The sequence below is a fragment of the Marinobacter sp. VGCF2001 genome, assembly GCF_049943275.1.
Classification (GTDB): Bacteria; Pseudomonadota; Gammaproteobacteria; order Pseudomonadales; family Oleiphilaceae; genus Marinobacter.
Map to the genome: position 1 here is coordinate 55,628 of NZ_JBNFVX010000013.1, position 13,499 is coordinate 69,126.

13 protein-coding genes and 1 tRNA gene are annotated in these 13,499 nt (G+C 59.0%); 6 read left to right on the forward strand and 8 right to left on the reverse strand.

What is annotated here, in order from left to right; genetic code table 11:
- Position 1: 1 nt before the first annotated feature.
- The 4 genes from rimK to ACP2AU_RS12665 are packed head-to-tail and all read right to left on the reverse strand — an operon-like array spanning position 2 to position 3,102.
- A complete protein-coding gene (gene rimK / locus ACP2AU_RS12650) occupies positions 2 to 907 on the reverse strand; it encodes a 30S ribosomal protein S6--L-glutamate ligase (protein ID WP_426376567.1) in 906 nt (301 codons plus the stop codon).
- A 2-nt stretch (positions 908 to 909) separates the two neighbouring features.
- Positions 910 to 1,401 (reverse strand): ATP-dependent zinc protease, encoded by a 492-nt coding sequence (locus tag ACP2AU_RS12655; protein WP_426376568.1) that lies wholly within the window; start codon positions 1,399 to 1,401, stop codon positions 910 to 912.
- Complete coding sequence (locus tag ACP2AU_RS12660; RefSeq protein ID WP_426376569.1) at positions 1,382 to 2,266, reverse strand: mechanosensitive ion channel family protein; 885 nt, start codon at positions 2,264 to 2,266, stop codon at positions 1,382 to 1,384. Before ACP2AU_RS12660 ends, ACP2AU_RS12655 begins: the two co-directional genes overlap by 20 nt.
- Before the next feature lie 23 nt (positions 2,267 to 2,289).
- Positions 2,290 to 3,102: a hypothetical protein gene (locus ACP2AU_RS12665; RefSeq protein WP_426376570.1), complete on the reverse strand. Its 813-nt coding sequence runs from the start codon at positions 3,100 to 3,102 to the stop codon at positions 2,290 to 2,292.
- Positions 3,103 to 3,252: 150 nt separating this feature from the next.
- Here ACP2AU_RS12665 and phrB point away from each other — a divergent pair, with 150 nt between their 5' ends.
- A complete protein-coding gene (gene phrB / locus ACP2AU_RS12670; protein ID WP_426376571.1) occupies positions 3,253 to 4,644 on the forward strand; it encodes a deoxyribodipyrimidine photo-lyase in 1,392 nt (463 codons plus the stop codon).
- 147 nt (positions 4,645 to 4,791) lie between these two features.
- Here the strand turns inward: phrB and ACP2AU_RS12675 are convergent, their stop codons facing one another.
- The 4 genes from ACP2AU_RS12675 to hemA are packed head-to-tail and all read right to left on the reverse strand — an operon-like array spanning position 4,792 to position 8,771.
- A complete protein-coding gene (locus ACP2AU_RS12675; RefSeq protein WP_426376572.1) occupies positions 4,792 to 5,538 on the reverse strand; it encodes a HesA/MoeB/ThiF family protein in 747 nt (248 codons plus the stop codon).
- Between the two features lie 11 nt (positions 5,539 to 5,549).
- Positions 5,550 to 6,407 (reverse strand): peptide chain release factor N(5)-glutamine methyltransferase, encoded by an 858-nt coding sequence (gene prmC, locus ACP2AU_RS12680; protein ID WP_426376573.1) that lies wholly within the window; start codon positions 6,405 to 6,407, stop codon positions 5,550 to 5,552.
- Positions 6,394 to 7,485: a peptide chain release factor 1 gene (gene prfA / locus ACP2AU_RS12685; protein WP_426376574.1), complete on the reverse strand. Its 1,092-nt coding sequence runs from the start codon at positions 7,483 to 7,485 to the stop codon at positions 6,394 to 6,396. The genes prmC and prfA overlap by 14 nt, the downstream gene beginning before the upstream one ends.
- Entirely contained in the window at positions 7,482 to 8,771 is a 1,290-nt protein-coding gene (gene hemA / locus ACP2AU_RS12690) for a glutamyl-tRNA reductase (RefSeq protein WP_426376575.1), read from the reverse strand. Before hemA ends, prfA begins: the two co-directional genes overlap by 4 nt.
- A gap of 234 nt (positions 8,772 to 9,005) precedes the next feature.
- On the opposite strand from hemA, the gene ACP2AU_RS12695 reads away from it, so the two are divergent.
- The 5 genes from ACP2AU_RS12695 to ACP2AU_RS12715 all read left to right on the forward strand — a co-directional run bounded on the left by ACP2AU_RS12695 (position 9,006) and on the right by ACP2AU_RS12715 (position 13,353).
- On the forward strand, positions 9,006 to 10,763 hold the full coding sequence (locus ACP2AU_RS12695) for a tetratricopeptide repeat protein (protein WP_426376576.1): 1,758 nt from the start codon (positions 9,006 to 9,008) through the stop codon (positions 10,761 to 10,763).
- On the forward strand, positions 10,760 to 11,386 hold the full coding sequence (gene lolB, locus ACP2AU_RS12700) for a lipoprotein insertase outer membrane protein LolB (RefSeq protein WP_426376577.1): 627 nt from the start codon (positions 10,760 to 10,762) through the stop codon (positions 11,384 to 11,386). Before ACP2AU_RS12695 ends, lolB begins: the two co-directional genes overlap by 4 nt.
- Before the next feature lie 3 nt (positions 11,387 to 11,389).
- Positions 11,390 to 12,253: a 4-(cytidine 5'-diphospho)-2-C-methyl-D-erythritol kinase gene (ispE, locus tag ACP2AU_RS12705; protein WP_426376578.1), complete on the forward strand. Its 864-nt coding sequence runs from the start codon at positions 11,390 to 11,392 to the stop codon at positions 12,251 to 12,253.
- A gap of 22 nt (positions 12,254 to 12,275) precedes the next feature.
- Positions 12,276 to 12,350: transfer RNA gene (locus tag ACP2AU_RS12710), tRNA-Gln, on the forward strand.
- 52 nt (positions 12,351 to 12,402) lie between these two features.
- Positions 12,403 to 13,353: a ribose-phosphate diphosphokinase gene (locus ACP2AU_RS12715; RefSeq protein ID WP_426376579.1), complete on the forward strand. Its 951-nt coding sequence runs from the start codon at positions 12,403 to 12,405 to the stop codon at positions 13,351 to 13,353.
- Positions 13,354 to 13,499: the final 146 nt, after the last annotated feature.

Consider the following 13,499-nt stretch of genomic DNA (forward strand, 5'->3'; position numbering starts at 1 on the left):
CTTATCCCCTGCCCCGGGTTTTGGTTTTCCAGGGTTGGTAGTTTTTCTCAGTCCAGTTGATGATCAGGCCCGCGACGTTCTTGCCGGTTGCATTCTCGATGCCTTCAAGGCCCGGAGAGGAATTCACCTCCATAACCAGCGGGCCGCGGCTGGAACGCAACAAATCCACGCCCGCCACGTTCAGGCCCATGGCCTTGGCAGCAGCGATGGCGGTGCGCCGCTCTTCCGGTGTAATCCTGATCAACGAGGCGGTGCCACCACGATGCAGGTTCGAGCGGAACTCACCTTCGGCCCCCTGGCGCTTCATGGCGGCAATCACTTTATCTCCGATGACAAAGCAGCGGATGTCTGCCCCACCGGCTTCCTTGATGAACTCCTGCACCAGGATGTCGGCCTTGAGCCCCATGAATGCCTCGATCACACTCTCGGCCGCTTTGCGGGTTTCCGCCAGCACCACACCGATACCCTGGGTCCCCTGCAGCAGTTTGATGACAACCGGAGCGCCGCCCACCATCTTCAGGAGTTCAGGCACGTTATCGGGCTTATTGGCGAACCCGGTGACCGGCATCCCAACCCCCTTTCGCGCCAACAACTGCAGAGAGCGCAATTTATCCCTGGAGCGAGTGATGGCCACCGACTCATTCACCGGGAAAACGCCCATCATTTCGAATTGCCGCAGTACCGCGGTGCCGTAGAAGGTAACCGAGGCACCGATTCTGGGAATCACCACATCGAAATCCTCCAGCACCTCCTCGTGATAGTGGATTTTCGGATCGGCCGAGGTGATGTTCATGGAACAGTGCAGGCAGTCGATCACCTTCACTTCATGACCACGGTTGATGCCCTCTTCCACCAGGCGACGGGTGGAGTACAGGTGACGGTTTCGCGACAGTACCGCAATTTTCATAATCAATTCCTTGGTGCCGGCTCACCGGCAAGGTAAGAAGCTTCAGGGTAGACCATTGAGCGCCCCGCCATGGCGGTGCGCCCCAGCAACATCCGGAATCTCATGGAGTCCCGGTTGGTCAGTGTCATTTCTATGGGCCAGCTCTGGTCACCAACCACCAGGGTGGTTTCGATCACCAGCCGCTGCTCTTTATGGCCGCCGGAGTCGGAGACCATGCGTTCGTCCAGTACCCGCGCATCGCATTCCACCACATGGTGCAGATCGTTCTGAACCGGGTGTACCCAGAATCGGACACGGCGCTCACCGTTTTCAGTGTAAGGCTCGGTGCGGAAGGTATGCAGGCAGGACGTTCTGGCCCCGGTATCCACTTTGGCCTTGATGCGTCGAACATCCAGGTCCGGCAGGGCCACCCATTCACGCCACCCCAGGCTGACTTTGTTATCAGCATCTGTAGCGGGAATGGTTTTGATGGTTTCATGTTTTGCTGTCGACATCGGGCAATTCCTTTTCTTGCGGTTGTTCCGATCCTACCAGCTGTATTCGGAAAGGCTCGGAATGACTGCCGGCATAGACACTGGTGTGCGGGAAGGGAATCTCGATACCCGCCCCGTCCAGCGCCTTCTTGACCGCGATCATCATGGCGCCACGGCCCTCAAGGAACGCCTCGCGGGCAACCCAGAAGGAGAACTGCAGGTCCACAGACGATGGGCCAAACCCCGTCACCAGCGCAAAGGGCCGGGGTTCCTCCAGGCAATGGGGGTCGGTTTCGGCCAGTTTGAGCAACAGATCGCGAACCCTCTCCACATCCTCGGCGTAGGCGATCCCGATTACCAGGTCGATACGGCGGATCGGAAATCGGGAACGGTTCACCACCCGCGTTTTGATCAAGGTTTCATTGGGGATCCGCACATACAGGTTATCCGGCGTCCGGAGCTTCACACTGAGCAGATCGATGGCCACCACTTCACCGATGGTGGCGTCTGCCTCAATCACATCGCCAATCTCGAACGGGCGCTCCATCACCAGAAACAGGCCGCTGATAATGTTGGATGCCGAGGTCTGTGACGCAAAGCCGATCGCGACCGTCAGGATACCCGCGGCCCCCAGTACCACCTCCAGCGAAAAACCGGCCTCCCGCAGTGCCGCGATGGCAAACAGCACGAACACCAGGTAAAACACCAGCCGCCGGATCAACACCTGATGGTGCCGGGACGTGCGATTTTCGACCAGGCGTCCTGCGCTGCGGGCCAGCAGGGTGCCGAGAAACATACCCAGCAGCATCAGAAAGCCCGCCGAGAGCCACTGGCCCCAGGCAATACCACTGATAATCTGGTTAAAGGTAGCTGCAATCGCTTCCATGAAACATCCTGCCTCTGACGGCCTCAGCCAAACATTCGATCAAACGCCCGCACCAGGCGGCGCCCCTTGATCATTTTCTCCCTGGCCGGCGCCACCGGCCGGCACTCTCCAGCATATGCCGGCACCGTTTGCTCAATGTGCAGGCTGGCCGAATTCATATCGGTCTCGCATTCAACGGTGACCCCGGGGGTCCAGAGCTGGTCGCGTTCGTTACGGAACAACGAGAGCAAGGGGGTTGGCAGGCTGAATCGCTCCAGCAACAGCGCCTGCTCCCTGCGATTCACAATGGTCACCGGAGTGACCGCGCGCCAGGGGCGCTTGGGTACCGCTTCCAGAGCCAGCCGACCAAACGTGGACGAGGCGTAACACAGTTCTCCTTCCATGGTGTTCCGGCCAAGCCAGGTCATCGAGGGTACTGCCAGGGGAATCTCGGTCAGTTCGGTCTGGTTGTCCCCGACACAGACTTTCATCCACAGGGAAGTGCCGACATACAGCAGGCATCGCCCCCCCGCCGGAATAGTCAGGGGCTGGAACGGGCGTATAACCGTTGGCAACCCCGCCATCGCCGGATTAAACCGAACCACGCCGCCGTCTTCCATGCGGAAGAATCGCTGCACCGGCAAGTCTGCAGATGGCAGCGTGTGGCCCAGCGTTTCCTGCCAGTTCAGTGTGTCGGAATGGGTATCGAGCTGCTGCTCGCGAATCTGCCATTCCTGATCCAACAAGGTAATCCAGACCCGTGCGCGGCCCAATTGATGATGCTGTGTCTGGCCGGACACCAGATGATAGGGGTGCGCCCAAATACCCTCTCGGGGAGGCTCGGTTGGCTCGGTCATGCCTGGATAACAACTCCTTGTGTTCGGGCAAATCGTTGGCAGCGTTCTTTCACTATAATCCAATCCAGTAGTTGCAGCGAATATACAACCCTATGATTTTTTGGGTTGTATTTACCCCTATATGAACCTGACAACGCTTTGGATGCTCTGATGACACAACTGGTGTGGTTCCGCAATGATCTTCGCCTGGCAGACAACCCCGCCTTGACCGCTGCGTGCAATTCCGGCGATGCCGTGCGGGCCTGTTTTCTGATCACCCCGGAACAATGGCAGCAGCATGACTGGTCTGCCGCCCGGGTGCGCTTTGTACTGGAACACGCCAATGCCCTGGCAACGGAACTGGCCAAACTCGGCATTCCCCTGGCATTCCTCAAGGCCAAGCGCTTTGACGACGGGGCCGAGAAATTGCAAACTTTTTGCCGGGAAAACCAGATTGCCGAAGTCCACTTTAACGAGGAATACGGCATCAACGAGCGCCGGCGGGACAAAACCCTGCGAGATCGGTTGGCCGATGCCGGCATCCGGGTTGCCAAGTACCGGGACCAGACCGTGGCTCCGGTCGGCAAAATACTGACTCAGCAGAATGAACCTTATTCGGTATTCACGCCCTTCTCCCGCCGCTGGCGTAGCTGGATAGAGGAAACCCGCCCGAGCCTGCATCCTGCGCCCACGGCGATCGCCAAAGCGGTCCAGCCCGAGCAGACCGACACTTTGCCCGCGCCATTCAAAGATGCGCCGGCGCCGCTGGTGCCCACCGGCGAGGCCGCAGCCCACGATCGCCTGGAGGCGTTCCTTGGTGATCAGGCAAAAAAATATAAGGAGGAGCGGGACTTTCCGGCTCTGGATGGCACCAGTTGCCTGTCTCCGTACCTGGCCAACGGCGTGCTGTCGGGGCGGCAGTGCCTGATTGCGGCCAGGGACAGTGGTGTATCGGGGGAAGGCGTTGAAACCTGGATCAACGAGATAGCCTGGCGGGATTTCTACATTCATATCCTGTACCACTACCCGCGGGTAAGTATGCACCGTGCGTTCAAGGAGGAAACCGAGGCGCTGGTGTGGAACTCACCGGGCGAGCATTTCGAAGCCTGGAAGGAAGGCCGCACGGGCATCCCTATTGTGGATGCGGCCATGCGCCAGTTGAAAGCCACCGGCTGGATGCACAATCGCCTGCGGATGATCACTGCCATGTTCCTGACCAAGAACCTGTTCATCGACTGGCGGCTGGGCGAAGCCTGGTTTATGCAGAATCTGGTGGATGGCTTTCTGGCGTCTAACAACGGTGGCTGGCAGTGGAGTGCCTCAACGGGGACCGATGCTGCGCCCTACTTTCGGGTGTTCAATCCGGTGACCCAGAGTGAGCGGTTTGATCCGAAGGGTGAGTTTATTCGGAACTGGGTGCCGGAGCTGGCGAAGCTGGACAACAAGCGGATTCATGATCCTTCCAAGGGTGGTGTTATCCCCAAAGGCTATCCCAGACCCATTGTGGACCTGAAAGAGTCCCGTAAAGAAGCCATCGCCAGGTTTCAGGCGCTGAAAGACTGAGCTTTTGGTGTTCGAACCGCCGTGCCGGATTGGGGGTGGCCTTCCAAAAAACGCTCCTTGCGGCACATCCCTGTGGCGCTTCTGCTCCGCCATCCATGGCTCCGCAAATTTTTGGAAGGCCACCCCCAACCCAGCACTACTCTGGCACTAGCCTGCACACACCGGGCACCCCGGGTCTTTGGCGAGTTTCATTTCTCGCCATTCCATCTGCCAGGCGTCCAGAATGAGCAGACGACCCACCAATGGTTTGCCCATTTCCGAGATAACCTTGATGGCTTCCATCGCCTGTGCTGAGCCAATCATGCCGACGAGCGGAGCGATAACGCCGACTTCGGAGCAGGTCAGGTCTTCGTTGCCCTGTTCAGGATACAGGCAGTGGTAACAGGGGCTTTCCGACTGGCGCGGATCGTAAACGGAAAGCTGGCCCTCACCCCGTATTGCAGCACCCGAAACAAGGGGCACTTTCGAAGCTACGGACGCCCGGTTCAGCGCGAACCGGGTGTTGAAGTTGTCCGTGCAGTCCAGCACCAGCGTGGATTCGCTCACCAACTGGCGCAGATCATCGCCATCCACCCGGCGATTGACTGCATTAACAGCAATCTCCGGATTGATCGCCCTAACCCGCTCGGCCAGACGCCCGGCTTTTGAATCGCCCAGCCAGCTCTGTTCAAAGGCGATCTGGCGCTGCAGATTGGCCAGTTCGATCTGGTCGTCGTCAACCAGAGTCAGGTGGCCAACGCCTGCGGCCCCGAGGTACAGGGCAACCGGGCAACCCAGGCCACCGGCGCCGATAACCAGTACGTGGGCGGCCTTGAGCTTTTCCTGGCCGGCGATGTCGAACCGGGGCATCAGAATTTGCCGGCTGTAGCGGAGGAGTTCTTCGTCGCTGAGCATGGTTGTTCTCGCTATTGGTCGCTGGCCGGTTTCCGGGCCAGGGTCATGCGATCATTGCCGCCGTAATCTTTGCGGGTTTCTATGTTGCGCCATCCGGCTTTGGCAAACAAATCCCGTACGGCGCTACCCTGATCGTAGCCGTGTTCCAGCAGCATCCAGCCATCGGGATTGAGCCAGGCAAGGCCTTCGGTCACCAGCAGGCGGATATCGTCCAGGCCGTCGTCGCCGGCTACAAGGGCAGATTCAGGCTCGAAGCGCACATCGCCGGCCCTCAAATGACGGTCGCTGGCCGGTATATACGGTGGATTGGAAATCAGCAGGTCGAATGTACCGGCGGGAATCTGGTCGAACCAGTGGCTCTTTGTCACGGTAATGGGCAGGTTCAGGCGCTGGCTGTTTTCCCGTGCCAGGGCGACCGCGTCTTCAACACGGTCACTGGCCATAATCTGCCAGCCAGGCTGTTCACTGGCCAGCGCCAGTGCGATGGCGCCGGTGCCGGTGCCGAGATCCAGCACACTTGCCTTAGCGGGCAAATCCAGCGACAGCGTGGCCTCTACCACGCACTCCGTATCTGGCCGGGGAATCAGGGTTGACGGGCTGACTTTCAGGGGTAACGACCAGAATTCCTGCTCACCCAGCAGATAGGCGACGGGTTGGCCACTGGCACGCTTGGCCACCAGGGTGAAAAACTGCTCTGCCTGTTCTACCGGCACGGCCCGCTCTGGCCAGGCCCGGAAACTGGTGCGGGTCAGACCGGTGATGTGGCTGAGCAACAATTCGGCATCCAGCCCGGGCGATTCACTGGTAATCCGGCTGGCCGCCTCTTTTAACAGGGCCTCAACGGTGAGCGAACGTTCACTGCTGCTCATTGGCCATGTCTGCCAGCAACTCGGCTTGATGTTCCTGCTGCAGGGGCACCACCACCGCGTCCAGATCGCCGGCAATCACTTCGTCCAGCTTGTAGAGCGTGAGGTTGATCCGGTGGTCGGTAACCCGCCCCTGGGGAAAGTTATAGGTGCGGATTCGCTCGGAGCGATCACCACTGCCCACCAGGCTTTTCCGGGTCTCCGCGCGGTTTTTCTGCTGTTTTTCCAGCTCGGCATTCTGAAGACGGGAGGCCAGCAGGCTCAGGGCCTTGGCGCGGTTCTTGTGCTGGGAACGCTCTTCCTGGCATTCCACCACAATGCCCGTGGGCAAATGGGTAAGGCGAATGGCCGAGTCGGTTTTGTTGACGTGCTGGCCACCGGCACCAGAGGAGCGGAAGGTATCCACCCGCAGGTCGGCCTTGTTGATTTCCACCGCCTCGGCTTCGTCTGCCTCTGGCATTACCGCAACCGTGCAGGCCGAGGTATGAATTCGCCCCTGGGATTCGGTTTCCGGTACCCGTTGTACCCGGTGCGCACCGGATTCGAATTTCAGTGTGCCATACACAGCATCGCCGGACAGCCGGGCAATGATTTCCTTGTAGCCCCCGTGCTCGCCTTCGTTTTCGCTGATCACTTCCACCTGCCACCGGTGTTTTTCAGCGTAACGGGAATACATTCGAAAGAGATCACCGGCAAAGATGGCCGCTTCATCTCCGCCGGTGCCGGCCCGGACTTCCAGAAAGACGTTTTTGGTGTCGTTGGGATCTTTCGGCAACATCAAACGCTGGAGTTCTTCATCCAGCTCTGAGCAGCGAACGCGGGCGTCAGACAACTCTTCTTCCGCCATTTCCCGCATATCCGCATCGCCGTCTTTCGCCAGTTCGGTTGCCGCGTCTATGTCTTCCAGAGACTGCTGCCATGCCTGAAAACATTTGACCACCGGCTCGATTTCGGCGAATTCCCGCGACAGATCCCGAAATTTGTCCTGATTGGCAATTACCGATGCATCGCTCAGCAACGCGTTCACCTCCTCGAACCGTTCAACAAGCTGTTCGAGGCGGGACTGGATGGATGGTTTCATAGTTTTTCCGTGGTGGTCGGCTCGTCAGCTTCCAGTGCGTCCAGCTGATACAGCTCCCTCAGGCATTCGGTGACTTCGGTACGGCCTTCGGCCATCGCCTTGCGCACCTGTACCGAGGGTTGATGCAGAAGTTTGTTGGTGAGTCCCCTGGCCAGGGAACGCAGTGCGGTCTCCGGGTCGGTGCCGTTCCGCAGGGCACGCAATGCCTTTTCGGTTTCGGCATCCCGCAATATTTCGGCCCGCTGCCGGAACTGCTTGAGCGTAGAAACGGCGTCCAGGGCGCGCAACTGATCGAGAAAGTCCTGCACGCCACTGGCAATCAGGTTTTCAGCTTCCCGGGCTGCGCCTTCGCGGGAACGGATATTTTCCTCAATAACCTGCCGAAGATCGTCTACGGTATAAAGGTACACATCCGCCAGTGACGAAACTTCCGGCTCAATATCTCTCGGCACTGCAATATCGACCATAAAGTAAGGACGATGCTTGCGCTTTTTCAGTGCCCGCTCAACCGCACCCTTCCCCAGAATGGGCAAGGGGCTGGCGGTGGAGGAAATCACAATATCCACATCGGAGAGATGGTCGGGGATTTCCGACAACAGGATGCCTTTCCCTCCGTGCGACTCTGCCAGCGACTGCGCTCTTTCCAGAGTACGGTTGGCCACCAGAAAATCATGCACGCCGGCGTCTGCCAGGTGGCGGGCCACCAGTTCGATGGTTTTACCAGCGCCAATGAGCAGGGCCTTGTTGCGGGACATATCCGCAAAGATGTGGTGGGCCATGCTGACCGAGGCATAAGCAACGGATACCGGGTTCTCGCCAATGGCGGTCTGCGTGCGAACCCGCTTGGCCACCGAAAATGTCTGCTCGAACAGTCGCGACAGGAAGGAGCCGGTGGCCGCGTGTTCCCGGGCCAGGGCGTAGGCATCTTTCAGCTGTCCCAAAATCTGAGGCTCGCCGAGCACCATGGAATCCAGCCCCGCCGCAACCCGCATCATGTGCCGTACGGCGTCGGAATCCCGGTGCACATACAGCACATTTTCCAGATCGGCCACGTCCAGCTCATGGAAACCGGCCAGCCAGCGCAGTACCGCAGGCGCACAATCGTCGTCGCCGGCCAGATAGAGTTCTGTGCGATTGCAGGTCGACAGAATGGCCGCCTCGCTGGCGCCCGAGGCAGCGCGCAGCTCTGAAAAGGCCGCGGCCATTCGCTCCGGCGTAAACGCCACACGCTCGCGGATCTCCACGGGTGCGGTGCGATGGTTGATTCCCAGCGTTACTAGTGCCATTTGGAGTACAGAAAACCCTGCCCTGATTATGGATAATCACCCGCCATTCTAACGGGGCAACCGCTCGGTCGCCACCCGAAAACCTGTCAGCTTCGGCAAGTGCGGACAGGTTGGGCAAGTTCAGACGCTTATGCCATTATAGGGCTCTCGCCGTCGCCGCGACCCGATCTGCCTCAATTAAAAGGCAGAAAATGGTATTCATTGACTTATCGCCGAGAGCACACAGGAAGTTGCATGCAAAAATCCGCACCGTATCTGGTTAGCTGCCTGCTGGGGCTTACCCTCGTCACCCTGCCCGGCTGTACCGTTTTTAAAGCAACCCCGGCAACGGAAAATGCGGCAACGGATATGAGCCCACCCGCAACCCGGCCAACCAGCGGCCCCACTCACTACGCAGAATTCGAGCCAGACGAACTCTACCAGCTGCTGTCCGCAGAAGTGGCGGGCCAGCGCGGCCGCTACGACGTTACCCTGGTAAATTATCTGCAGGCCGCCAAAAGCTCGCGGGACCCGGGTGTCATCGAACGCGCCATGCGCATAGCCCAATCTCTGAACGCAGACAACGCCCAGCAACAACTGGCAACACTCTGGCTGGATGTCGACCCGAATAACCTGGAGGCCCACAGGATATCCGCCATCCAGTCGGTAAAGCGCCAGCAACTCGAGAACGCGCTGTTCCATATGGAGCAGATTATGAATCAGGGCGAGGATGCAGACTTCGACAGCCTGGCAGCGATGGCCTCCAACCTGCCCCCGGCCCAACAGCAGGAGCTTCTGGGCCTTTACATGGAACTGGCGCAGAAGCACCCGGAGAATCCCGAACTCCAGTACAGCATCGCCCTGCTGCAGAAGATAACCGGGGCCCGGGATCAGGCCCTCGACCAGATCAACGCGCTACTGGCCAGGCAGCCCAACTTCCAGCCCGCCATCATCCTGAAAGGCGACCTGCTGTACCAGACCGGCCGGCAACAGGAAGCCCTGAATTACCTGACCACCAATACCCGGCGCTTCCCCGGCAACCGGCAAATGGGCACGCTCTACGGCCGGATGCTGATCAATGAGGGTGAACTCCAGGCCGCGCAGGACGAATTCGAGCGCCTGGTCAAGCGCTACCCGGAAACGCCCGGCCTGCGACTCTCCCATGCCCTGGTTGCCCTCGAAAATGATCACCCGGAGCTTGCCCGGCAAGAACTCAACCGCCTGATTGGACAAGGGCACCATCAGGATGAAGCCCATTATTACCTGGGCAGACTGGAAGAAGAGGCGGGCAACCCCCTTCAGGCCATCGAATTCTATCAGCAGGTGGAACGCGGCAATTACTTCTTCCCCTCGCTGGCCCGCGCCAGTGAACTGCAGGCCGAAGCAGGACAACTGCACCAGGCCATTACCCACATTCAGAGCCTGCGAGACAAGCTGCCGAATCACGCAGAAAAGTTCTGGCTACTGGAGGTCAATCTGCTGATTGACCAGGAGCAGAACGAACAGGCTCTGGGCGCCGCCGACAGCGCCCTCGAAAGCTATCCCGGCAATATCGAGATACGCTACGCAAGAGCCATGCTGCTGGATACCATGGGCGATCCGGCCAGAGCTGAAAAAGACCTGAAGACCCTCCTGCAAGCCCAGCCAGACAACGCCATCGCGCTGAATGCCCTGGGCTACATTCTGACCGTTCGAACCGATCGGCTGGATGAAGCACGCACCCAGATCGAGAAAGCCCTGTCGCTGGACCCGGAAAACCCCGCCATTCTCGACAGCATGGGCTGGGTACTGTTTCGCCAGGGACATACCGAAGAGGCCCTGGACTACCTGGCCCGCGCCTGGGAGGCATATCCGGACCCGGAAGTCGCCGCGCACTATGGCGAGGTACTCTGGGTAACCGGCAACAGGGAACAGGCGCGCCTTATCTGGGAACAAGGCATGGAGCAAAACCCGGAGCACGACATCCTGCTGGAAACCATTGAGCGCCTGACCACGGGTGAGGCCCGGCAATGATCGCCCGGGCACTCCTTCTGGCACTGCTGGCGGTCATCGCAAGCGGCTGCACCACGATTCAGCTTGAACCACTCCCCGAGGGCATGACCAACCAACCTCCGGGTGACTGGGCAGAGCGCAGCCATCGCCTGAGCCGCTTTGATCAGTGGCAGTTGCAAGGAAAGCTGGCGGTAAAACAACCTTCCGACAGCGGAACCGCCCTCATCAACGCCTGGCGCCAGCAGGGCGAACGGTACGACCTGACACTCTCTTCGTCTTTTCTTGGCATGGGTACAACGCGGCTTCAGGGTGTCCCCGGATTTATCGAGCTGACACTCACCAACGGTGACATCTACCAGTCTTCCGATCCGGAGCACCTGGTAGCCGCGGCAACGGGCTGGAATCTTCCTATCGACAACCTCGCCTGGTGGATTCGCGGGCTGCCGGCACCCGATGGCGACTTCCGCCTGCTATTCGACGAGCAACGGCAACTGGCCATCATCCGGCAGGGTGGCTGGGAGATCCGCTATGACCGCTGGCAGGGGTTCATCGACAACCTCCCTGCCCTGCCCGCAAGAATCACAGCCCTGAACGGAGACAAGCGCGTGCGGGTCGTCATCAGTCAGTGGCAGCAGGAGGACTGAACCGTGGCAAGCTCCATCACCCTGCCCTCTCCAGCCAAATTAAACCTGTTCCTGCACGTGGTCGGAAAACGGCCAGACGGCTACCACGAGCTCCAGACCCTGTTCCAGTTTCTGGATTACGGCGACACGATAAGGTTCACGCTGACCCCAGAGCATCCCGGAGTGCGCCTGGAAAGCCCCATTCCCGGTGTTGCTGACCGCGACAATCTCGTGATCAGGGCCGCGCAAACTCTGGCCAGCATCGCCGAACACCCGCTCCCCGGTGTCACTATCCGCATCGACAAGCGCCTGCCGATGGGAGGCGGTCTTGGCGGCGGCAGCTCGAACGCCGCCACCACACTTGTCGGCCTGAACTGGCTCTGGCAACTGGGCCTGAGCGAAGAGGCACTGGCCGAGATCGGCCTGTCCCTGGGAGCCGACGTGCCAGTATTCGTGAGAGGGCAAGCCGCTTTCGGTGAAGGCGTCGGCGAAATCCTGACCCCCGCAAACCCGCCAGAAGACTGGTTTGTGGTGCTGAAACCCGACTGCAACATCAACACCGGAAAGATTTTTTCAACAGAAGGGTTGACAAGGGACACCGCAAAAATCAAAATACGCCCCGCTTTTGAGGGAGACGCCTCGAGGTACCGAAACGACTGTGAGGATGTAGTTCGTAAACTGTATCCTGAGGTTAACCAGAGCCTGGACTGGCTTTCACAATTCGGACCTGCAAGATTAACCGGAACCGGGGCTTGCATTTTTGGACGTTTCCCGACAGAATCCGCAGCCCGGATTATCTGGGAAAGCAAACCCTCCGGCATCACGGGGTTCGTAGCTAAAGGGGTGAACATTTCACCTCTACACCAAAAGCTAACAGAGCTGAAATGATGCCAAGAAAGCACGATGATATTGGGGTGTCGCCAAGTGGTAAGGCAACGGGTTTTGATCCCGTCATGCGCAGGTTCGAATCCTGCCACCCCAGCCACCTTTCTCCCGCTTCTTCTGAATCAAACGCCGATACCGAGAAGGATACTGTCGTGTCCAAATTGATGATCTTCGCTGGTAATGCCAATCCTGAACTCGCGCGCGACATTGCCAGAAAACTCCATATTCCCATGGGCCAGGCCACTGTAGGCCGTTTCAGCGATGGCGAAACCACCGTTGAGATCAATGAAAATGTACGTGGCCACGACGTTTTCATTATTCAGCCCACCTGCTACCCCACCAACGACAACCTGATGGAACTGATCGTGATGGCCGACGCCCTGCGCCGCGCCTCCGCCACACGCATCACCGCCGTTATTCCCTATTACGGCTATGCCCGCCAGGATCGTCGTGTTCGCTCTACCCGGGTAGCCATCAGCGCAAAAGTCGTTGCCGACATGATTTCCAGCATCGGCGTTGATCGCGTGTTAACGGTAGACCTGCACGCAGACCAGATTCAGGGCTTCTTCGACATCCCGGTGGATAACATCTACGCCACTCCCGTTCTGCTCGAGGACATCGAAAAGCAACGGTTCGAGAATTTTGTAGTGGTATCCCCGGACGTTGGCGGCGTTGTCCGCGCCCGAGCCGTGGCCAAACGCCTGGATGATGCCGATCTCGCCATCATCGACAAGCGTCGCCCGAAAGCCAATGTGTCCCAGGTCATGCACATTATTGGTGACGTACAGGACAAAACCTGCATCCTGGTAGACGACATCGTCGATACTGCCGGCACTCTGTGCAAGGCAGCCAACGCCCTGAAAGAGCGTGGTGCCTCACGGGTAGTCGCGTACATTACCCACCCGGTACTGTCCGGGCCGGCCATTGAAAACATCAGCAACTCTGATCTGGACGAGCTGGTGGTGTGCGACACCATCCCGCTGGGTGACAAAGCCAAAAATTGTGCTAAAATCCGCCCCCTCAATATGGCAGGCCTGCTGGCCGAATCCATTCGTCGCGTAAGCAACGAAGAGTCCATCAGCGCCATGTTCGAGAATGTCTGAAAAGCCAGCCGGCTGATTTTAAAGGCAAAAGCAATTTCCGGGTCGGGAGTCCAACAGGGCTCCCGACCCTTTTCATCGGTCGGAAAACCCCGGCCTTTTAAAAGTACTCATCTGTTCAGATGCCTGGTCGCGGGCGGTTCAGGTGA

Coding starts and splice junctions, on each gene's coding strand:
- rimK (WP_426376567.1), bottom strand. CDS start 907: ATGAAAATTGCGGTACTGTCGCGAAACCGTCACCTGTACTCCACCCGT.
- ACP2AU_RS12655 (WP_426376568.1), bottom strand. CDS start 1,401: ATGTCGACAGCAAAACATGAAACCATCAAAACCATTCCCGCTACAGAT.
- ACP2AU_RS12660 (WP_426376569.1), bottom strand. CDS start 2,266: ATGGAAGCGATTGCAGCTACCTTTAACCAGATTATCAGTGGTATTGCC.
- ACP2AU_RS12665 (WP_426376570.1), bottom strand. CDS start 3,102: ATGACCGAGCCAACCGAGCCTCCCCGAGAGGGTATTTGGGCGCACCCC.
- phrB (WP_426376571.1), top strand. CDS start 3,253: ATGACACAACTGGTGTGGTTCCGCAATGATCTTCGCCTGGCAGACAAC.
- ACP2AU_RS12675 (WP_426376572.1), bottom strand. CDS start 5,538: ATGCTCAGCGACGAAGAACTCCTCCGCTACAGCCGGCAAATTCTGATG.
- prmC (WP_426376573.1), bottom strand. CDS start 6,407: ATGAGCAGCAGTGAACGTTCGCTCACCGTTGAGGCCCTGTTAAAAGAG.
- prfA (WP_426376574.1), bottom strand. CDS start 7,485: ATGAAACCATCCATCCAGTCCCGCCTCGAACAGCTTGTTGAACGGTTC.
- hemA (WP_426376575.1), bottom strand. CDS start 8,771: ATGGCACTAGTAACGCTGGGAATCAACCATCGCACCGCACCCGTGGAG.
- ACP2AU_RS12695 (WP_426376576.1), top strand. CDS start 9,006: ATGCAAAAATCCGCACCGTATCTGGTTAGCTGCCTGCTGGGGCTTACC.
- lolB (WP_426376577.1), top strand. CDS start 10,760: ATGATCGCCCGGGCACTCCTTCTGGCACTGCTGGCGGTCATCGCAAGC.